This is a genomic window from Ruegeria sp. BC6 (assembly GCF_056539185.1).
Genome location: NZ_JBQFUM010000001.1, coordinates 579,720 through 599,751, shown reverse-complemented (window position 1 = coordinate 599,751; position 20,032 = coordinate 579,720). Strand labels below are relative to the sequence as shown.

Here is a 20,032-nt window from a genome sequence, read left to right as displayed (position 1 = left end):
TGTAGAGGCTAATCCAGAAGTCGGCGAGCAACCAGTGGGCGCAGTCTTGCTTGGCGCACTGATTAGCACGTATCCATGCCCCGAGTAGACCTGTCCGACCCGACCAAGCGCGCGGCACTCAAGCCCCGCACCAGCTATTACGCCCATCCGCTCGGCAGCAAACGATATGTCCTTATGCGGGTCGGCAAGCGGGGCTGCACGTGGGGCGCGCGCGTACCGGGACGGCCCGACAAGGCACTCGGGCCGGTCGACGCGATGACGTTCGATCAGGTGGCCGATCTGGTCCGCAAGATGGACAACACCCCGGCCAACGACACGCCCGGCGAACTGGCGACCATTGGTGACGCTCTGGATGCCTATGAGGCGTCAAGCGCGCTGACCAAGGGCACGCGACCCATGGCCACGATCCGAAGCCACCTGAAGCTGATGGGCGATCTGCGTGACAAACGGATCGCGGATGTACGGCTGGCCACGCTGAACACTTGGCGCGACGGACTGGTCGGGCCGGGCAGGGGCATCGCCACCGTCAACAAGGCCGTCGGCACCCTCAAGGCTGCATTGAATGCCCATGGCGTGGATGGCGACTGGCAGCGGCTGAAGAAGCTGAAGGAGCCGAAGGCGGCACCGGCCGCGATCCTCACCCGGAAAGATGTCGATGCAATCCTTGCCCAACTGTCGAACACCGATCCCGACTTTCACGATCTGGTCAAAGCACTCTGGCTGACCGGGGCGCGACCGGGTGAAATGCGCAATGCTCAGGTGTCTGACCTGCGGGGCAACACCCTGACGCTGACCGGCAAGACTGGCACCAGACACATCACGTTGACGCCCGGTGTCGCGGCGTTCTTTGCTGCGCGTGCAGCAGGCGCTTATACGCACCTGCTGGAAGCCGACGGACGACCCTTCACGCCCGACATGATCAAGAACCGCTGGGACGGGCTGGAACTGGACGCCACACCCTATGCGCTGCGCCATGGTTTCATCACCAGTGCGATCTATGCCGGTGTGCCGGTCTTTCCTCTGGCGAAACACTGCGGCACCAGCGTCGAAATGGTCGAGCGGACCTATGGTCACGTGCTGGCCGAAATGCAGGCCGAAGCCTTCGGGGCTTTGGAAGCGGTGCTGATGTGACTGTCGTGCGTGGCAATACCGGCGTTGAGCTAGACCTGCCGGATGAAGTGATCGCCCGGTTCAAAGATCGCCCCAACGAACTGCGGTTGTTGGTCGATACCTTTGCCGATCTTTCCATGTCGGATCGTATGGACCTGACCGGTGCTGAAACGGCTTCGATACTGCAATATGCCGAACGCACACACAGACGCGCACAGAAGGCAGAACTGGCCGCAAAGGGTGGTGCGGCACGTTGGACCGACGAGTCCGAGGCCGTGGCGATGGCGATCCGTCAGGCGGCTGCGGAGAACGGCAAAAAGCTGCGGTCCAAGGCGAACGCATCACGGGTGCTGAAAGACCGTGTGAACGCCATCCTAGAGGGGCATGGGATCGCGTCCCGGTCGGAACGAACACTGGAAAAACACATACCTTCTGAAATTTTGTAAAATTAGTCCCGTGATAGCCTTTGGCATCGCGGGATTTTTTGTGATCAATAGATAGGCACCGCAACTTTTAAGGGGTGCCAAACAATGTTTGATCCTGAAATTCTCACCAAGCAGCTAACCGAAGCTGTGAAGCAGGCAGTGCAGGCAGAGTCGCACAAGCTGCAAGGCACGATTGCCGTCAACGATGCGATTGTGTCGATCCTCAACAAGCCGATGATGACTTATCCCGGCGATATTCAGACCGTTCTGGGTCTGGGTCGCACGACCGTTTTCAATCTGGTGGGTGAAGATAAGACGTTTCCACCGATCTCGACCGTTGGACCTCGTCAGTTTGTTTCCACCGAAAAGTTCATGGCGTGGCTGGCGTCGAAAGAACGGGTGGCCGCCTGATCAATCCCCGCCCGGTGCTGGCCCAGCCGGGGGGACGGGATAACTGTGGCCGGAGAACTGACACATGAAAATTCGTTACGGCGACAGCGTTATGAAAAATAGACGCCCTGTAGACACCACCGCTGAACGCGCCATCGATTTTAACGTAAAGGACCATGACAGCCCCGAAGCTGCCGCCCGCGCCTTTCACGCCGCTTTGGTCAAACTGATCGAAGAAGCCAAGCCCGATGACACGTGGTTTGACCAAGACCCCGACATCGAACTGGCGATCTGGGAACCGGGCGAACGGACCGACATGACCGAAGACCCAACCGCTTGGGGCGTCTGCTGGGAAGCTGGACCCGAATTTTGGGCGTACATGACCGATGCGGTGATGACCAAGGATTACGAAACATGCCCCGGTCCGTGGTCGTTCGTGATGTTGTTTTACCCGCGCCGCGACTGGTCCACCACAGCCGCATAAGCAAACGCCCCGACCTGTGCGGGCCGGGGCGATCTCAACCGGGGTCAACGTGCCAGTTCCCCCAATGTCAGGAATGGATATGAGTAATACCAAAACAATCGAATGGGTCAATGGTCGCGAAGAAGGTTACGCAGGTCGACGTGCGCGGGTGCGGGTCTGGGAGTCTCACCCGCGCGACATAAGCTGGAAGTGTGAAGTTGAAGAACTGGTGCAGTTACCTGGTCAATCGTCCCATCTGGTACCGACCGGCCGAAAGCTGGCCGAGGGTGCCCCGACACGGGACGGTGCGCGCGCTCTGGCGGTGCTGCTGGTTGCTCGACTGCTGGCGGATGTGCCGGGGGTGGCGGCGTAAGAATACCGTTCCCGCATGTAACAACCGGTGTCGTCATGGCCGACGGTGTTGCGGAAACGGAAAACCCCCCGGCCTGTTACGGGCCGGGGGGGACTGAACTGACTTGACCCTGTCGTACCAATAGAAAGGCCATGACACATGCATCCTACCCTTGACCAAACCGCAACGGCAAGTGCCGTGACGGTTTTTACGACCGGGCACGGGCTGCTGTGCAAGCAATTCACCCTCAGTCCGACCGGTCAACTGATCAAGACGCCCGTTGCCAATATGTCTTTTGGCAGAGCCGACCACGTCCCGGCGCAAACACCAGCCGATCTGGCCGGGATACTGGACGGCCTGCGCCCCAATCAGGCGATCAGCATCGGGGTGATGAAAAACGGGTCGTCTGTGTCCGATATCACCACGGTCGGATCGGAACGGGCCGGGATGATCAGTCGAAGCCTGCGGCATTTCCATTTTCCACCGGATGAACCGGCTTGGTTGCTCATCGACTACGACACCGACCAGATGCCCGAGGCGATCCGGCAGCGCATCGCGGCCATGGGCGGACCGTGGCAGGCCATGCGGCTGATCTGGCCGGAACTGGACACGGCGCGCGTCGTCGTGCGGGCCAGCAGCAGCGCCGGCATCGTGATGCCGGATGGTACCCTGACCCGGTCAGACGGCCTGCACGTCTATGTTCAGATGCGGTCCGGTGCGACCATCCGCGAGACGATCAAGACCTTGGGTCGACGCGCTTGGTTGCACGGGCTGGGCTGGATCAAGGCCAGCAAAAGTGGCGGCGCGCTTGTTCGATCCATTATCGATACATCCGTTGCCAGTCCGGAACGACTGATCTTCGAAGCCGCGCCGATGCTGGGTCAAGGTCTGACCAGATGCCCGACCGTGACGCAGCATTCGGACGGGCTGTTTCTGACCGGGCTAAAGATGACGCCGCAGGAACAGGCACAAGCCGATCTGCTGGTGTCACAGGCGACCGAGGCAATGCGGCCCGAACTGGCCCGCATAGAAGCCGAGTATGTCGACACTCGGGCCGACCGCGTGGCAAAGCGTTCGAACATATCCAAGAACCAAGCCCGCAAGATCGTGTTGCAGATGATGCGGGGGGCGGTACTGGATGACAATTTCCAGGTACCAGTGAAAGACGGGTCGTACGTGCGGGTTGGCGACATCTTGGACCATCCCGACGAATGGCATCGCAAGTCCGTGCCCGATCCCGTTGAAGGCGTCGAATATGGTGACGACAAGGCGACGTTCTTTCTGAAGCCGAGACCGATGCACCCGAACGACCGTCCCGTCCTGATCAGCCATGCGCACGGCATCAAGACGGTCTACCGCTTTGCGCGATATGAGACACCACCACCACCCGCCATACTGCCCCACTTCCCTGCGCCGGTGGCACCACGTGATCAGGCGATTGCCGCCCATGGTCAGACGGTCCGGCACTGGATGGAACGCGCGGCCAACGACGTTCGGGCGGCCCGCGCAGTCAGAGAGTCTTACGCGGTCGAAGAAGATGAATACCTGCGTGCATGTCGCCTTGGCGAAATAATGGCACAGTTCGGGCTGACTTATACGCCACGAATGCACATGACCAGCGACCTGCCGTTGGCACGCACGATGCTGACCGGGGCGCAGGGTGTCGGAAAAACTGCCGACCTGCTGGCCGCCCTGGAAGCGAACCCCGATATCACCGCTTTGGTACTCATGCCCGACCACGAAATGGCCACTGAGGCCACAATGCGCTTCAATGGTACCAGCCTTGTCATGCGGGGTCGCGATGCGAATGATCCCGACGCCGGCGACAAGCGCATCAAAATGTGCCGCATGTCCGGTCGGGCAAAGAAGGTCATCAATCACGGTCTGAGCGTCCAAGCGGCCCTGTGCGAAAAGTGCCCGCACTCGGGGTCGTGCGCCTATCTGAGACAGGCCGCCGATCTGGAAAACGTTCAGGTGATCTTCGCCCCGCACGACTGGGCGTGGTTACCGCTGCCAAACAATCACAAGCCCGATGTCGTGGTCTTCGATGAGCGGCCGCGCGACTTTGGGAAACATACGTCTTCGATCCCGGTCGAAGCCCTTCAGTTCGGCCTGCAATACGATGGGAACGCAGAAGGTCGGGACGAAGCACTGGCGGTGCACGCGGACTACATCGCGCCGCTGATGCAAACCCTGCGGTTCATCGCCTACAACTACCCCTTTGCGATCTTGGCGGCACTGCGGGCCTACGGCTGGACTCGGTCCCATATCGAAACCGCGCTGGCCGGTCTGGACCATTTCGAGCCGCACGCGCTGATGCGGTTGTGCCGCGATCTGGTGAGACTGTCGGGGGCGATGTCGGTCCTTGATGACGTTCTGAGCAAACCGCCCCGACCGATCCGGCAGTTGCGGATGCTCTTTCGGGCGTTGGCCGATGAGATTGATCTTGCGCACGACCAGCCGACCACGGTCCGTTTTACGGTCGACGGACAGGGTGTATGGCACTACCAGACGGTTGCCCTGCGGGAACTGGTCAACGGCCGCAACCGACCCTTTCTGCATCTGGACGGTACCGGCGATCCCGAGTTGATGACGGTGCTGTTCGGACAAATGGAAATCAACCACCACCCGGTCGAGCGCAATGCTATCATCACGCAGGTGGTCGATCAGACCTTCAGCAAATCTGCCGTTACGGGCGAACGTCGTGATGGTGAGTGGCTTGAACGGACGCATGTGCTGCAAGGCAAACTGCAAAACGTGATCCACAACCAGTACCCGAACGCTGCCGTGTTCAGCTACATGAACGCCCGCAGCCCCTTGGGTCTGGATGACAGTGAGCGTTTCGGCCACTTCAACGCGATCCGGGGCCTGAACAAATGGGAAGACTACCCTTTGGGTATCGTGATCGGACGCAACCAACCCAAGATCATGGACGTGGAAGAAATCGCGGCGGCCTACGCGGTGCGGGCGGGCGTGCTGTTGACTAGGTCTCAGTTCGTAGATCAGTGGCGGGGCATTCGGATGAGAAACGGCTTACCGTACCCGCTGGCGGTCAAGGTCCATCCGGATGGCTGGGCACAACGCGTGCTGGAACAGATGCGCGAGAAAGAAATCGAACAGACGCTGGATCGCTTGCGTTTGATCCATAATCCTATAGCGAAAGAAGTACATCTTTTGTCGCCAGTGGTGATTGATGCGACCGTCGATCAGATAAAATCATCGCATGATTACTTGGCAGGGATGAGCCGTATAGAAAGAGCGATATACAAACACCGCTTCGTTCCGTTGTCTGGTCGTGAAGCTGTGCGTGTGTTTCCGGACATTTGGGCCAGTGAAGCGACCGCACGTCGCGATCTGGATGAAATTAGCGTCACCAACGCTGTAAACTTGCGTCATCATGTATTTAAAGAATCCTTAATACATCGTGACGCAAGTTTCGTGAAAGTACGTTACAAGCGTGACGAAGCGTACGCGTACGCTGTTGAAGCAATCGTCGCCAGCGATTACACCAAAGCCCGCACAACTGTTGAAGCTGTTGTCGGAAAGACAGTTGAATTCACTGTACTCACCATCAATAACCAACCGTCTATATCTGTTGGTTGACCACACCAACAAACATAACGAACCGTCTATATCTGTTGGGGTAACGGGTTGGTGGGTCGGGCCGAGACTGGTACCAGCAACCGCCCCCCGCCTAGTCTGGGCACCACCAGCAGCAGTAGTACCGACACCGACTTGAGCGCCGCGATCAGTGCCATCACCATCAGCGTCGAGACAGTCACCCTATGACGTCGACACCACCACCACCACCACCACCATCACCACCACCACTTCTTCACGCATGACAACGATGTCGTTGCGATCACGTTCCGATGTCGTTGCTGTTCGTGACGTGTTGGTGCCGTCGCTGACAAAGCGTGGGGAGGGAGTGAGCAAGACCAAACGCCAAAGCCAGCACCGCGCCCCCAACTCAATTTCGCGTCCTAATTTCAGATTTGCCCCCCCTTCACGCAAAAATGTTGCAACAAATGTTCATTTGACGCCACAGTACTACCGTCAGAACACATAGATTCAGGACGATTTACGCGCAATCAGACAGGATGTGCACGAATGCCCCGGAAACAGCACGATACACGCAAAGACAGCCTGACCGGCCTGCGACGGGCCACACAGGCCGATGAACCCGCCAGCGTGGCCGTGCCGGATGTGGCCGGATTGGAAATGTTGAACGATCTGGGTAAGCGCACGTTCGTGAACCTCTATCGATCCGCGCCCGACCGCTGGACCGAAGCCGATTTGAATATGATCCTTGAGCTGGCGTTTGTAACTCAGCAGATGGCCGACAATCGCATCCTGTGCATGATGACACCCGCCACTGTGACGCACGTGAACGGATCGTCAGGCCGCAGCCCGTTCCACACACACCAGCAGGAGTTGTCCCGGCAGATGCAGGCACTGGCCCGCGATCTGGGACTGCGTACCAAGGATGGCATCGCCTTGGCGGCATCGTCGGTAACAACCCGCGACACACCTACAGACGAACCTGACAACGTCACCAGCTTCGAAGACTTCCTGAGCGAAGCGATCAACGGGGGGTAATGTGGTTCAACTGCCATCGGACATCACCGAGACCGAAATGGTTCGCGCCAACGGTGGCAAGCCGCTCGAATGGCCGAACGATCCGCTTCACCGGATCGTCTATGTACTTTGGCTTCGCGATAACCTTCGGGCCTTTGTGGATGAGAAACGAATGGACCTAGCGTTTTTGATGGGCAGTCACGGCAACCAAAGAACTGCTGAAAAGGTTCACGCCGCTTTGCACACGTTGGGTCAGATTAACAGCTACCACGTCCACCACGATTGGCCGACCGGGTTGGCCGGTGTGATCAGGTTGATCAAGACCGATCCACAGAACTGGCCAGCAACGCCCGAAAAGTATGGGGTGGTATGACACAAATGCTGAATGGGACCGACGCGGACTGGCAATGCTGGACAACGCGCAAAAGGATTGTGAGCCGCCAAAAGGAGAAATCGGGAACGGCTCCCCTTTTTCCACTTTGTGAAAACACTTGTTCTAAACTCTTAAGCGGCCGTGCAACTGACTAGTGCTGTCGGCTACCTGAGCTGATCGAACTGGGAGGCTAGATCAATTGCTGTATGGCACTGATGAAGCGTTGGGTAAGGGCGTCCCAGTTTTGTCCGTCCCCTAATTTTTTACCATTATGCAAGATATTTGGCATACGTAAGTCTGCAGCTTACCTCTGCCGTGCAAGGAACGCTTTAAGCCTTTGATCTGTGATGTCGCTGTCATAGCAAATGGGGTTGTATCCACCTGGCTTGGACCATGCGCTTCGCTTCCCGCAACGCCGCCCTGCGCGATCTGTGTTGTAAGGGCAAGGACAAGAGCCGGGGTATGCAGCGATACTCTGACGAATAATAGCTTTCCGAGCAGCTTGGATTTCTCTACTCGTCGGCGGCGCGATTTTTCTACTCTTTGCTTTTGGCTCAAGTTTTTCGATCGGAGGCTTGGTCGAAGCTAAATATTTGGAGGACATCCAACCCCTTCCGAGCGACGACACAATTTCAGTCCAACCGCTTATATTGGAAACGTGGCGAACGCGTGCGCCTCGCAGCAATTGACCCAGTTTTTTGTGCGTCGTACCAGGACCTTCGCGTTGGTTAACCCGATCGCCGGTTACGTACAAATAAACCGCTGTGTCAATTTCTTGAATAACCGCAGGCTTTTGTGGCGGCGGTGTTGGAGGCTCAATTGACCCTACCAGCCAAGCCATAACGCCTATTGCAATAAGTATCAAAGTAAGGTGTTTGATTTTTTCTCCACCAAATCTTCTGTTGAGCCTAGTCTCGCGAACCTAGCAGGTGTGCTAGGCTTAACACTATCTAACGCCATTCTAATATGGCAGGGGCGTAGAGTTGAATAGTCGAGGCCAAGCTAGGCTGAGTATTAACAATACCCAGCTCGAACAATCCTCGCCCTCGCTTCCGGCGTTTCCAAACGGCGGTATCGGCCACCTGAATAACGGCGGCAGTCCAATGCATGTCCGGCAGCGATTGCGTCCGCGCCGATGTCCTCACCGTCCACAAAGCAAACCCCCACCCAGCGGTCGTAGGTTCGTTCGCCGTTCAATTCGCAGGTGACCGTCTGGCCGCGCAAGTGGTCCGCCATCCACTGCTTAGCAGCCAACCCTGCGCTAGTGCTTAACTCAGGCCCATCTATGCCGTTCAACCTCACTGGAACGCCCTGAACGACGATCGTGTCCACGTCTCGGACTTTGGCGATACCTTCCACTGTGCGCCGGTCTGTTTGGTCTGGACCAAAGCTAGTCAGAAAGACCGCGACACCGGTTAGAGCGGCCATCCAGACTACAACCGACCGGCTTGGTGTCAGTGAACGCGGCAACTTAAGGCGCGATCTTCTGCGTAACGGAATGACGTTACCCGTATAACGGCGGGCAGAAAAAAAGTGACGGGCAGAGCCGATCAGCGAAATGACCAGAATGAGACTGATGACAGCCGCAAAAATCAGGGCGGGGTTCTCAAAATCGGGCAAAACGGTTTCTCGGCTTCTTGTTCATCTGAAAAATGCCATCACCTGGTAGTATACATAACGAAATCCGCATGTTTTTTTGGAGCTAAGTCAAATTCCGTTAACTCTCGGTTTTTTTGGCAGAAATTCGCAAGCAAGTTTTGGGTTCTCTTCCTAGCTCTGATTTGAAGGAAAGGAGAACTAAGCGATGAAGATCAAGAAGACAATTCCAGTTTTGGGAGTGTGTGGGACTCTGTTTACATCTGCCTGCGCCCAACAGCCGGGGTCAATAACTCCAGTTTCCATGGGCGACACTTACAGTGAAGTGTCGTGTTCCCGCGCCGCAAACCTGTACAAACAGGAGTCGGCAAAAGTTCCAACATTGGTAGCCGCACAGAAAAATGCCGTAACGGGCGATGCGTTGGGCGTTTTCTTGATTGGCGTGCCGGTCTCAAGCCTTTCTGGTGCCGACTTGGAAGGCGAAATTGCAGCGACAAAAGGAAAGCTAATCGCTTTGGCTGGTCGCCTTGAAGCATGCGGTACGTCTCCCGCAGCTGTGGCGTGGGGTTAAGCAACCCGTTCGTTCGTCCGCTCTTCTGGAAAAACGGACTGAAATTGGTTGGCGTTTGAACTTGATTTCAACCCTTCAACAAATGTCCGCTCAAACAAATTGAGGTGTTAGAATGAGATTACTCTACTTGGTAGTTTCCGGGGCGTTAGTTGCGAGTGCAGCGACTGCGCAATCCCAGTTGGAACCACTTTCTCGGTTGATGCAAAGGCCCCCTGATCAAGTTGAAGTAGGCTATCCATTTGTGCGCTGCGCGGGGCTTTATAGCGGAGCGATTAGGTATGGCGGCGCAAACTTTGGAGAGGAACTTTTGACCGGATTTCAAGACGGGTACTCTCGGAATTTGGTGGTCGCCTCGCTCTTTCGAATGAGCCATGCCAAAGAAAATGGATACCCGGTCGGCGATATTGAAACGCGGGCAAAGCAGGCAATGAAAGAAGCCGATCGCATGGCTGACTTCTATGCCGATCGCATGGAACAGAATTATGCCTCCAGCGGTCAGGCCATGGGAAATGATCCCCTGATCATGGGTGATTTTGAGGCTTGTAAAGAATTGGGCTTAGTTGTCGAAGCCGTTTACGAAAGTGCTGGGGCAAGTCGTTGAGAAATGTACATTTTATAACTTCCTTATTGTCCCTTTTGGTTCTTTCGGCATGTTACGACAGACTTGGATATGCTGATGGACACAGTGATGGCTACGCCCCGGGCTAAAGACAGCCTGCAATATCCGCGTGACAGTGATCTATGGAAAATGGACAATACTGTGTAGAGCCGTGGTTTTGCCGATAACATGCTCGGTGGCTGAGCGAAGCGCAGCGGCCGGATTCATCAATGAATTACGGACGAAACCGTCCGTATTTTTTCCGTGGAAGTCAAAACTGGCTCGATCATTTTCGTCGCATATGACGAGCCGTACCCAACAACTGTTTTAAGCTTGCACAAAACGAAATGCTGCCAAGGAGATTGAGAATTGGAACTTCCTGAGACCAAGTTGACAACAAAAACCAGGTATACATTTCGACATACAGTCGCAGCATTCATGGCACTTAGAAATCTGCCGGAAACTGCTGCTGAGCAAGCAGCCTGGTGGTTTGGACCAGAAGTGGGGGATAAATACTGTGAAAAGTACAAAAACCATACACCACTTGGGCAAACTGAGAACGCCAAAAAGGCTGTCGCGATTTGGGCCGAAGCAGATAAATCCGAGGTTTTCGCCGAGATTTGTGGATGGCACCGGCGGCAGGAACAACAAAAAGGCAGGCAGCAAAAGCTGTTCGTTGCCCAATGGTTCGACGATGAAGGCACTAATATTCAGTACTTTGGCAGCCTAACTGAAGCGATGCACTTCGTAAATTCGATAGATGATTTTTGTGGTCACATCGACATTGAGGATGGCTACACTTGGCAACGCTTGAAATTCCTCGAGGGTGAATTGGCTTCACACAGTGGTCAAATGCTTGTCGAGAAGGACCTTTGGCATCCCACCGTCTAGATGAGAAACCCTTAAAGACGCGGCCGATACACGTCGATAAACAAGGGTCTTTACTTAACCGCGCTGTTTGGCTTTCTTCCGGATCAACACTGCTAACACTTTGACGGCCATCGGCCCAAACATTTGCAATGCCATACAGCGAAAGGCCAAGATCAGATGGACAGTATTTTTGGTTTCTTATTCGTTATCCTTGCAGGGTTCCTTGTAATTTGGCTCTACATACTGCCGATCACAATGGCAGGTGATCGCAACAGATCGGGGTTGATCTGGTTTCTGATAGGTCTTGTTGGATCACCCCTTTTAGCTATCCTTTTATTGTTGGCCTTGGGGGACGCGCCAGACCATCCGGCAGCCTAGCTTGGATCGATCGGACCTTTTAACTCAGGTTCAGTTGGTAGTGCATGGGTGGGTGGTTCTACACCATGTTTCTCCAGCCATTCCAGCACTTCACCCCATTGGGTCTGGATCGATGGCGCACTTCGATACTCGTGCAAAGATTCGAGCCTGCATCGCAAGTCATAGGGAATTGTACGGGGCCATCTCCTCATAGCATGTGTTCTACTTTTGTTCCAGCGCTTGTCAACGGGCGTCGCGCATTAACCTTGATGCGCCAAAAAAATAGTGATTACTGTGAGTCGTGACGGACACTGTTTCCAGTGCCCGTCTGCTAGACTGCTTTCTAGGTTTGGGTCGTTGCACTGTTACTTTTGGTGAAAATTTCTCAGTGCGACGACCAGACCTGCCACCGATGCGACCGTTCCGACTATGGTTAGGACATCGATCAGGTTTAGAGCTGTCATGCTCATGCCCATTAGTCTGAACCGTCCGACGCATGGTTGAAACATAAAAAATTCCGTTTTTCTGAAGTATTTTTTGTTGACATTGGTTCACGTGGGGCACCGCCAAACTAGCCCGTGTCACCCATCTTGCGGCCGATACTGCACCCCGAACGCCCCACTGAGAGGCCCACACCCGACATCAACGGCCCGTATCGGTCAGGTGCTGACCCACAAGCCGCAGGCGGGACCGACCACGGCTGTGGCCTATGCGGCTCGTGAATATGATCATTTTGGGATGAAGTAGCTGCAAGGGGAATTGCCCTTGTTGCCCTTGCCTTCGTGCTGCTTGCTTGTCGCCCATGTCAGACCTTCGTGCGGATGGACAGTGCAAATCCCGCCATGGTCAATACAGACCGTTTTGGCCCGCTTCGTATGCCGCCTTTGCCTCGGTTTCGGTGACGTGACTGTCTGGATTGTCAGCCTGCGCCCGCAAGATCGAGAACGTACGATCCGACAAAGCGTCACGCATTCGTTGAATGTCCGCGTAGGTCTGCGCCGCCGCGATGGGTCACCCAACGCACCGTTCAGAATGCCGTCATGGCGGGGTGCTGGCCTTCAGGCTGCATCCGTTCGCGGTCGTCATCGTCCAACTGCTTTTTCGCCTCGGTCTTGGCGCGCTTTAGGGCCGCTTTGTACCGTAGCTGCAGTTCGGCCCCAGTGACGCCCCATTTTCTCGGCCAGTGCATCCAAATCATTGCCAGCCGGGTGGGCGACAAACGCGTCCAGTCGTTAATTGGCGATCATGCCCCAATCCTTCACGGTGCTGCCCGGATAGGTCAGTCGGGCATCCACTAGTGCCAAGGCCTTCGGGCGATCGTGTATCCAAATCGCGCGCCTCACCACCACGGACGCGGCATTGGTGCCGACATACTCATCACCGTCCCCAACTTGGTTGATGTGAGTTTTAACCTAAATCGACTTATGGCTTAACCTAATCCGACTTGTGTTTTTCAATACATAGCTTTTGTATATACGCGACGTGTACCAGGTATCTGGCAGGTGCTTTTTTCGGTTCAGTTCAGTTCGGTCAATTCTGAACAAGTTTTTGAACAAATGGACCGACGGACCAATAAAGCAAGACGAACCACTGCGTGTGTAGTCAGCTTCCCAAGCTGAACGCGCGGGTTCGATTCCCGCTACCCGCTCCAAGCACTTTGATATTGGCCCGCTTGAAGCTCCAAAGCTGAGCTGGACTCGGACCATTTCGCGCCAAAATCCCGCCACAAAAAAGCCAAAATGAATGAATTCTCGCGTTAAACGGGAAATCCTTTTCGTTTGTGGGGAGGTTTGCGAGATGCGGGCCCGATACGATTTGAACTGACGGGGGAACCCTCGTTCCTGTGCGAAATACGCACATTAATGAGTACAAACTGGAGTTCAAATCATGTCGAAGGCAATTCGTAGTCTTTTCATTCGTCTGCGCCGTGACGAGCGTGGCGCCACTCTTGTCGAATACGGTATCGCACTGTTCATCGCGATCGCTGTTGGCGGGACCCTGCTGACCGGTCTGGGCGGCACAACCAACACCAACTTCAATGACGCCAACACGGCTGCAACACGCCCGTAATCCTGTGGTTTTGACCTGAAAAGCAACTGGTTTTCCGCCGCGACGACGGCGGGAAGCCAGAACCAGCCCAGTCTCGGCATTCGGCGTCCCGCGTGACGCAGTTTCGGCCAAGGACTGGCTCCACGTTTTCAGAATGACCGGCCCGGCTATTTGGAGGGACCTATGCGATTGAAATCCTTGATGATGACTATTCTTGGCGTGGGTCTGGCGGGTGGCGCCGTGATGATCGCGCAGGAGCAGCTGAGACGGAGCCAGGCCGCCGCTGATCCGACGATCGTTCGCGTGGTCGCAGCAGCAGAAGAGATCCCGTTCGGATCGCCGATTGAAGGTCACAAGTTGACCGCCATCGACTGGCCGGCGGATTCCGTGCCGGCAGGTGTATTTACAAGTTTCGAAGATGTTCTGCCCACAGCAGGTGTCGATCCACGACGCGCCAAGCGCGCGTTGGCGCAGGGTGAAATCCTGTTGGCATCAAAGGTTTCTGACTTCGGTGAGAAGGTCACCATCGTTCAGACCTTGGGCGAAAACAATCGTGCAATGGCCATCAATGTGGATGCGCAGACCGGTGTTGGCGGGTTCGTCACACCAGGTGACTTTGTTGATATCGTGCTGACGCAGGGCAAGAACGAGTCGCTGCGGGCGGTGACGATCCTGCAAAACATCCGTGTCATTGGTGTTGATCAGACGGCAGATGAAGATGTCGACCAGCCCGGGATTGCCCGAACGGTGACTGTCGAAGTCACGCCGGACCAGGGACAGCGGTTGGCATTGGCTCAGAAAGCCGGGCAACTCAGCCTGTCGCTGCGGTCCCTGCAAATCCAGGAAGACAAGCCATTGGAGGCCATCCGCCTCAGCGACATTCTGCTTGAAAAGTCGCCGGTTGCAGAGGGCGCGCCCAAGCCGATCGTGAAGGTGCGTCGGGGCACCACGGACGTCCAGGAAGTTCCTGTTGCCGGCAACCCCACGAATGCAACCGTGTCCAACTGATCGCTCGCGAGGTCTGTTCATGCCCACGTTGCGCAACATAAAGGACGACGAACAGGGGACCATTCTGGTTTTCGTCGGAATTTGCATGACCGTGATCGTTGGCATGGCGGCGCTGACCTTCGATCTTGGGCGACTGGCTTCTACGCAGACCGACCTGCAGGCTTATACCGATCACGTGGCTCTGGCCGCCGCCGGAGAACTGGATGGCGGCAGTGACGCGATCACACGCGCCACGGCTGCAGCAGCCGGAATGATCGAAGACTCCCAGTTCTTTGCCGAGGGCAGCCAAGATCTGGGGACGGCCGCAGATTATTCGCTGCGGTTTCTGTCGGGACTGCCCGATCCTGCCGCCGATCCGGATGACAATGATCCAGTCGATGGGTTTGTTACGACCGATCCCGCTCTTGCCGTTCTGGTTGAGGTGACCGCGACCCCTAGAACCGTTTTCCTTCCGTTCGGTCGGGCCCTCGCGGATCTGTTGGGCGTGACTCGCCCGGATGAGGATGTCGAGGCCGTCGCGATTGCGGGTTACACCCAATATGCCTGTGATGTGACGCCGTTGATGTTCTGCATCCCTCCCGGCTGGACAGCGAATGCAAACAAGGGATCGACCATCAAGTTACGTACTGGAGGTAACGGTGCCGCTTGGGGGCCGGGGAATTTTGGTTTCCTCGACCCGACGGACATCGGCATAAACCCCAACGGTCCTTGCGCGGGGCAGACCGGATCCAAACTCTATATCTGCCTGATCGCGGCGCATGGAAACCTGACGCAATGCGTGTCTCAGCGCGGGGTCGATACCGAACCCGGTCAGCGAAATGGCATTGGCAGCGCAATCTACAATTCACGGTTCGATATTTTTCACTCGACGATGAGCAAGCTCAAGAATGATGAAGACTATGCGCCCGGACCGCAGGTCATCGCGGGCTGGGAAAACTCTGGCGGAAGCTGCCTGAAGAACAATCCCGAGGTTTCGACCGACTCGATGCCGTTTCCGCCCGACGATTGCTTCGCCGCCGGCACCTGCGCGCATGGCGGCCGTTTTGGGAACGGTGTCTGGACCTCCGGTAAAGCAGCTTATCTGGACATGAACTATGGCGACGGCCCCGCCAACGATCTGACGCCACACCCGCTGGGCAACCCGACTGGAAACACGCGATACGAAATGTATCTCGACGAGATCGCCAGGGCTGGCACGGGTGATGTGCTGTTCGGGCGCAGCGAGTCCGGCCGCCCGCAATGCGCGAGCACAACGCTGGACGACCCTGACCGCCGCACATTTATCGCAGCCGCCATAAACTGCGGTGCCAATCCGGTCGCGGGACGCGCGGAGAACGTTCCGGTGCAGGAGTTTGTAAAGGTTTTCCTGATCCAGCCGCTCGAAGAATCCTCGGGGACTGATTTTGACATCTATGTCGAGGTGGTCGAGCAGGTCGGCGGTGGAGTCGGTGGCAGCAGCGATGATGGCATCTTTCGCGATGTCGTGAGGTTGTATCGATGACTCGGCTCGTTCGGCATATCCGACGGTTGCGGTCGTGCGAGGCCGGCGCCCCGATGGTCGAGTTCGGGATCGTACTTCCGTTGATCCTGCTGTTCTTTGCCGTGATCATCGAAGGTGGGCGTATCACCTGGATTCATCAGGCAACATCGGCCGGGGTGCGCGATGCCTCGCGTATGATCGCGCGGATCGCACCGTTGGACTTGTGCGCAGCGGGCGGAGTCGGCAGCTATGACGCTCTGGCCACGGACATCGTCCAGAACCAGTTGGGCGGTTCGTCGATCATGCCGCATGGCACAACCGTTATCGACGTCACGCCGCGCTGTATCTCGCGGGCTGGCGTGTACCGGATCAATCCGACTTCGGTGGTCGAGGTCACGGCTCAGATCCGGATTGAGTACCTGTTTGGAAATGTTTTTAGCCTTTTCGGGGCGGCGCTGGGGCCTCTCGACACCGAAATCTCGGATCAGAGCCGGGTGTTTGGGGTATGACCGGAAACCTGCATATGGCGCGCGCTTTCTGGCGACGTGAAAACGGGTCGGCACTGGTCGAGCTGGGCATGGTCGTTCCGTTGTTCCTGGTGCTCGTGTTTGGAATTCTCGAGTACGGACGGCTCTACTGGTCCACGACGATGGCGCAGAAAGCGATGCAAAAAGCCTCTCGGCTTGCCACGGTCGGGCCGCCACTGTGTGGCGCGATGCCAAACACGCACACGCTGGCCGGTGGCGCCCCCGCAACAACCAAGTTCGGCGCGCTGTGCCGCAGCGGCAGCATCTGCGCCACTCCGAACCTGCCGGCGCCGTGTCAGCTTGACGCATCAACCGCCTATGGCAGCCGGATCTGGGACGAGATCGAAATGCTGCTGCCGCCCGGAGCCACCGCGGCAAATGTGCAAATCACCTATTCGCACGATCCTCGTCTTGGTTTTCTTGGTGGACCCTATACGCCGGTAGTTACAGCCGAACTGGTAAACCTGGACTACGATTTCGCGCTGCCAATTGGGCCGCTGGTCGCCCTTGCTGCTGGCAACCCTGCTATATCCGCCAGCAGCCCCAACACCATTTCAATCCCAACGATGAGCACATCCGTCCCGGCCGAGGATCTTGCCATCGGTGCCGTTGAGTAAGGAGAAGAGTCATGAGTGCCAAGCAGATTTCAGTGCTGTTGATTTCACCGGACGAAGAGATTTTCGCGGCAATCGAAACGTCGTTGGAGGGGCTGAGCAATTGCCGCTTTACGGGCCGCAAGGACACTGTCGCGCGGGTCAACGGGACGGCCGTTGCCTTGTCAGCGCGTCATGACGTGGTTCTGTTCGATGTGGATGACAGTTCGCCCGAGCTGTTGCAGACCGCACAGCAGATTTGTGATGCGCGCATGCCCAATGCGATCATTATCGCCCTGGCGTCTGAAGATCTGCCGCTTGAGAAGGCCCGACAGCTCAAAAAGCTTGGAGTTGATGACGTGCTGCCGCGCAATGCAATCCATGAGGAGATCATTCCGCAGGTGGATGCGATCCGTGCCCGGCGGCAGGCGCAGCTTCCCGCCGTTTGGGGTGGACAAGCCACACTTGGCAAGTTGATCGCGGTTGGCAAATCTCGTGGTGGCGTCGGATCGTCCTTGGTTGCGGCCAATATGGCGAACGAGCTTCAATCCAAGGCCGGCTTCCTGAAAAAGACGGCGTCGAACTCGGTTGCACTGGTGGATCTGGACTTTCAGTTCGGCTCGATTGCTGCCTTGATGGATGTCGCCGAAAGCGACGCGATGTGGCGCATGGCCATGGAAGGCAGCATTCCCGACAGTGCCTTTTTGGAACAGGCGATGGTCAAGTCGCCCTGCGGGGTCGATATCCTGGCGGCTCCGTCGCGCTATGGTCCGTTGACTGCAATCAAGGAAGAGCAGATTTCGGCCATTCTGGATTCCCTCAAACGTACCCATGACTACGTCGTGGTAGATTTGCCGCGGGCGCTGGTGGAATGGATTACGCCCGTCCTGACGCAAGCGGACCGTCTATATTTGGTGACGGACGTTGCCGTTCCGTCCGTTCGCTCGGCCCGCAAGCTGATGGATTTCTACCAAGCGGAAAATCCAGCACTGGAAATTCAACTGGTCGCCAACCTTGAAAAGAAACCCATCATTCCGGCGGCGCACCACAGAGCGGCGGCAAAACTCCTTGAAAAGGACTTTGCATTTTGGGTGCCTCGCGACGAGCGCACAGTACGCGAGTCGGTCGATCGGGGCGTGCCGTTGGAAGATGTTTCATCCCGCGCACCGATGACACGCGCAATCCGAAAGCTGGCACACGAGACATGCCTGTCTTTGCCGCCTCGGGTCGGCCAGCACTGAGGCAGAGTGTTTCGGAATAGTTAAATATTTGCAGAAGGTTAAGTAGATGTTTCGAGAATTCGACCGACCAGGCCAGGAAAAACCGGACGCTTCGAAAGTTGTGCCGTTGGACACCAAGCAGTTTGCTCAGATCGGCAAGCCGGTTCATGGCTCCGGCGATGACCTCGTATTGATGCATGACATCCAGAACGATCGGATAGATCTCAAGGCACGACTGCATAACTCGTTGCTGGACAAGCTGAACCTCGCCGTTATCGAAAAGGTCGAGGAAGAAACACTGCGGGGCGAAATTGGGCGACATGTCACCGAACTGCTGCGCGCCGAAGGCCGTGCGATGCGCAGCGAGGAGGTCAAGCAGCTTGTCGAAGAGCTGATGCACGAGGTGCTTGGCTTGGGCCCGCTGGAACCGTTGTTGGCCGACCCCACGATCAACGATATCCTCGTGAACGGCCACACGCAGATTTTTGTCGAGCGCTCGGGCATCCTCGAAAAGACATCGGCACGTTTCCGTGACGAACGTCATCTGCTGCGGATCATCGACAAGATCGTCAGCCGGATCGGTCGCCGTATTGATGAACGGCAACCGTGGGTGGATGCGCGGTTGGAAGATGGCAGCCGCGTCAACGCGATCATTCGGCCCTGCGCACTGGACGGGCCGGCGCTTTCCATTCGAAAATTCTCGCGGGTTCCGCTGACGATGGAACGCCTGATCAAAAACGAGGCCTTGAACGAAAGCGCGGCCAAACTGCTGCGGGGATTGGTTGAAGCCAAGATGAACGTGCTGATCTCGGGCGGAACCGGATCGGGCAAGACCACGATGCTGAATGCATTGTCGTCGTATATCAGCCCTCGGGAGCGGATCGTCACGATTGAAGACGCGGCCGAACTTCAGCTTCAGCAGGAACATGTCTTGCGCATGGAAACGCGGCCTGCTGGCCTCGACGGTACTGGCGCCGTTGCCCAACGAGACCTTGTGCGAAACGCGCTGCGGATGCGTCCGGATCGGATCATCATCGGCGAGGTGCGCGGCTCCGAAGCATTCGATATGTTGCAGGCGATGAATACCGGCCATGACGGGTCGATGACGACGGTACACGCCAACAGCCCACGCGATGCACTTTCCCGGGTCGAGCAGATGGTGCAAATGGGCGGGCTGGAGCTGCCGCATGCAGCAATCCGCGCGACTATCGCTTCGGCAATTCACTTTGTTCTGCAATTGAACCGCCTGTCTGATGGTACCCGCCGTGTCACCTCGATTGCCGAGATCACCGGCATGGAGGGCGATATCGTGACCATGCAGGACATCTTCGTCTTCAAACGTGAAGGCAAGGACGAGGCCGGCAACATCCTCGGGCGCTTCATGCCGACCGGTATCCGACCGAAATCCAGCGATGCGCTGGCGGCGGCGGGTGTCGACCTGTCATCGATCAAGTTCAACTGAGGGACCCAGC

At 56.7% G+C, this 20,032-nt stretch carries 23 protein-coding genes; 18 read left to right on the top strand and 5 right to left on the bottom strand.

What is annotated here, in order from left to right; genetic code table 11:
* Nucleotides 1-75 precede the first annotated feature (75 nt).
* From ACR0MM_RS02975 to ACR0MM_RS02950, 6 genes are all read left to right on the top strand, one after another.
* Complete coding sequence (locus ACR0MM_RS02975) at nt 76-1,131, top strand: tyrosine-type recombinase/integrase (RefSeq protein ID WP_480694319.1); 1,056 nt, start codon at nt 76-78, stop codon at nt 1,129-1,131.
* Nucleotides 1,132-1,136: 5 nt separating this feature from the next.
* Nucleotides 1,137-1,556: a hypothetical protein gene (locus tag ACR0MM_RS02970; protein ID WP_480694317.1), complete on the top strand. Its 420-nt coding sequence runs from the start codon at nt 1,137-1,139 to the stop codon at nt 1,554-1,556.
* Nucleotides 1,557-1,640: 84 nt separating this feature from the next.
* Nucleotides 1,641-1,946 carry a hypothetical protein gene (locus ACR0MM_RS02965; protein ID WP_480694315.1) on the top strand — a complete coding sequence of 102 codons (306 nt, stop codon included), beginning with the start codon at nt 1,641-1,643 and terminating at the stop codon, nt 1,944-1,946.
* Between the two features lie 64 nt (nt 1,947-2,010).
* The gene (locus tag ACR0MM_RS02960; protein WP_480694313.1) at nt 2,011-2,409 is read left to right on the top strand and encodes a hypothetical protein; all 399 of its coding nucleotides are present in this window, start codon (nt 2,011-2,013) and stop codon (nt 2,407-2,409) included.
* Nucleotides 2,410-2,488: 79 nt separating this feature from the next.
* Nucleotides 2,489-2,761, top strand: a complete 273-nt coding sequence (locus ACR0MM_RS02955) for a hypothetical protein (RefSeq protein ID WP_480694311.1) — start codon at nt 2,489-2,491, stop codon at nt 2,759-2,761.
* Nucleotides 2,762-2,899: 138 nt separating this feature from the next.
* Nucleotides 2,900-6,343: a hypothetical protein gene (locus ACR0MM_RS02950; RefSeq protein WP_480694309.1), complete on the top strand. Its 3,444-nt coding sequence runs from the start codon at nt 2,900-2,902 to the stop codon at nt 6,341-6,343.
* A gap of 180 nt (nt 6,344-6,523) precedes the next feature.
* On the opposite strand, the gene ACR0MM_RS02945 is transcribed toward ACR0MM_RS02950, so the two are convergent.
* Nucleotides 6,524-6,676 (bottom strand): hypothetical protein, encoded by a 153-nt coding sequence (locus ACR0MM_RS02945; protein ID WP_480694307.1) that lies wholly within the window; start codon nt 6,674-6,676, stop codon nt 6,524-6,526.
* Nucleotides 6,677-6,850: 174 nt separating this feature from the next.
* Between ACR0MM_RS02945 and ACR0MM_RS02940 the strand changes: the two genes are divergently transcribed.
* Both ACR0MM_RS02940 and ACR0MM_RS02935 read left to right on the top strand, forming a co-directional pair.
* Nucleotides 6,851-7,339: a hypothetical protein gene (locus ACR0MM_RS02940; RefSeq protein WP_480694305.1), complete on the top strand. Its 489-nt coding sequence runs from the start codon at nt 6,851-6,853 to the stop codon at nt 7,337-7,339.
* A 37-nt stretch (nt 7,340-7,376) separates the two neighbouring features.
* Nucleotides 7,377-7,691 carry a hypothetical protein gene (locus ACR0MM_RS02935; RefSeq protein WP_480694303.1) on the top strand — a complete coding sequence of 105 codons (315 nt, stop codon included), beginning with the start codon at nt 7,377-7,379 and terminating at the stop codon, nt 7,689-7,691.
* A gap of 304 nt (nt 7,692-7,995) precedes the next feature.
* Here the strand turns inward: ACR0MM_RS02935 and ACR0MM_RS02930 are convergent, their stop codons facing one another.
* Both ACR0MM_RS02930 and ACR0MM_RS02925 read right to left on the bottom strand, forming a co-directional pair.
* Nucleotides 7,996-8,532 carry an SH3 domain-containing protein gene (locus ACR0MM_RS02930; RefSeq protein ID WP_480694301.1) on the bottom strand — a complete coding sequence of 179 codons (537 nt, stop codon included), beginning with the start codon at nt 8,530-8,532 and terminating at the stop codon, nt 7,996-7,998.
* Nucleotides 8,533-8,705: 173 nt separating this feature from the next.
* Nucleotides 8,706-9,311 (bottom strand): thermonuclease family protein, encoded by a 606-nt coding sequence (locus tag ACR0MM_RS02925; protein ID WP_480694299.1) that lies wholly within the window; start codon nt 9,309-9,311, stop codon nt 8,706-8,708.
* Between the two features lie 184 nt (nt 9,312-9,495).
* Between ACR0MM_RS02925 and ACR0MM_RS02920 the strand changes: the two genes are divergently transcribed.
* From ACR0MM_RS02920 to ACR0MM_RS02910, 3 genes are all read left to right on the top strand, one after another.
* Entirely contained in the window at nt 9,496-9,858 is a 363-nt protein-coding gene (locus ACR0MM_RS02920) for a hypothetical protein (RefSeq protein WP_480694297.1), read from the top strand.
* Between the two features lie 112 nt (nt 9,859-9,970).
* A complete protein-coding gene (locus tag ACR0MM_RS02915) occupies nt 9,971-10,459 on the top strand; it encodes a hypothetical protein (protein WP_480694295.1) in 489 nt (162 codons plus the stop codon).
* A gap of 366 nt (nt 10,460-10,825) precedes the next feature.
* Nucleotides 10,826-11,347 (top strand): hypothetical protein, encoded by a 522-nt coding sequence (locus tag ACR0MM_RS02910; RefSeq protein WP_480694293.1) that lies wholly within the window; start codon nt 10,826-10,828, stop codon nt 11,345-11,347.
* Between the two features lie 1,182 nt (nt 11,348-12,529).
* Here the strand turns inward: ACR0MM_RS02910 and ACR0MM_RS02905 are convergent.
* Nucleotides 12,530-12,655 (bottom strand): hypothetical protein, encoded by a 126-nt coding sequence (locus ACR0MM_RS02905; protein WP_480694291.1) that lies wholly within the window; start codon nt 12,653-12,655, stop codon nt 12,530-12,532.
* Between the two features lie 55 nt (nt 12,656-12,710).
* Entirely contained in the window at nt 12,711-12,872 is a 162-nt protein-coding gene (locus tag ACR0MM_RS02900) for a hypothetical protein (protein WP_480694289.1), read from the bottom strand.
* 698 nt (nt 12,873-13,570) lie between these two features.
* On the opposite strand from ACR0MM_RS02900, the gene ACR0MM_RS02895 reads away from it, so the two are divergent.
* From ACR0MM_RS02895 to ACR0MM_RS02865, 7 genes are all read left to right on the top strand, one after another.
* Nucleotides 13,571-13,753 (top strand): Flp family type IVb pilin, encoded by a 183-nt coding sequence (locus ACR0MM_RS02895; protein ID WP_093962121.1) that lies wholly within the window; start codon nt 13,571-13,573, stop codon nt 13,751-13,753.
* Nucleotides 13,754-13,915: 162 nt separating this feature from the next.
* Nucleotides 13,916-14,740 carry a Flp pilus assembly protein CpaB gene (gene cpaB, locus ACR0MM_RS02890; protein WP_170363423.1) on the top strand — a complete coding sequence of 275 codons (825 nt, stop codon included), beginning with the start codon at nt 13,916-13,918 and terminating at the stop codon, nt 14,738-14,740.
* The gene (locus ACR0MM_RS02885; protein ID WP_367647078.1) at nt 14,721-16,241 is read left to right on the top strand and encodes a pilus assembly protein TadG-related protein; all 1,521 of its coding nucleotides are present in this window, start codon (nt 14,721-14,723) and stop codon (nt 16,239-16,241) included. The genes cpaB and ACR0MM_RS02885 overlap by 20 nt, the downstream gene beginning before the upstream one ends.
* Nucleotides 16,238-16,729, top strand: coding sequence for a TadE/TadG family type IV pilus assembly protein (locus ACR0MM_RS02880; RefSeq protein ID WP_170338526.1), 492 nt, complete (start codon nt 16,238-16,240; stop codon nt 16,727-16,729). Before ACR0MM_RS02885 ends, ACR0MM_RS02880 begins: the two co-directional genes overlap by 4 nt.
* Complete coding sequence (locus ACR0MM_RS02875) at nt 16,726-17,364, top strand: TadE/TadG family type IV pilus assembly protein (protein ID WP_170442749.1); 639 nt, start codon at nt 16,726-16,728, stop codon at nt 17,362-17,364. The genes ACR0MM_RS02880 and ACR0MM_RS02875 overlap by 4 nt, the downstream gene beginning before the upstream one ends.
* Nucleotides 17,365-17,375: 11 nt before the next feature.
* Nucleotides 17,376-18,581 carry a CpaE/TadZ family protein gene (locus ACR0MM_RS02870; RefSeq protein WP_093962116.1) on the top strand — a complete coding sequence of 402 codons (1,206 nt, stop codon included), beginning with the start codon at nt 17,376-17,378 and terminating at the stop codon, nt 18,579-18,581.
* Between the two features lie 46 nt (nt 18,582-18,627).
* Entirely contained in the window at nt 18,628-20,022 is a 1,395-nt protein-coding gene (locus tag ACR0MM_RS02865; protein WP_170338532.1) for a TadA family conjugal transfer-associated ATPase, read from the top strand.
* The last annotated feature ends 10 nt before the right edge of the window (nt 20,023-20,032 follow it).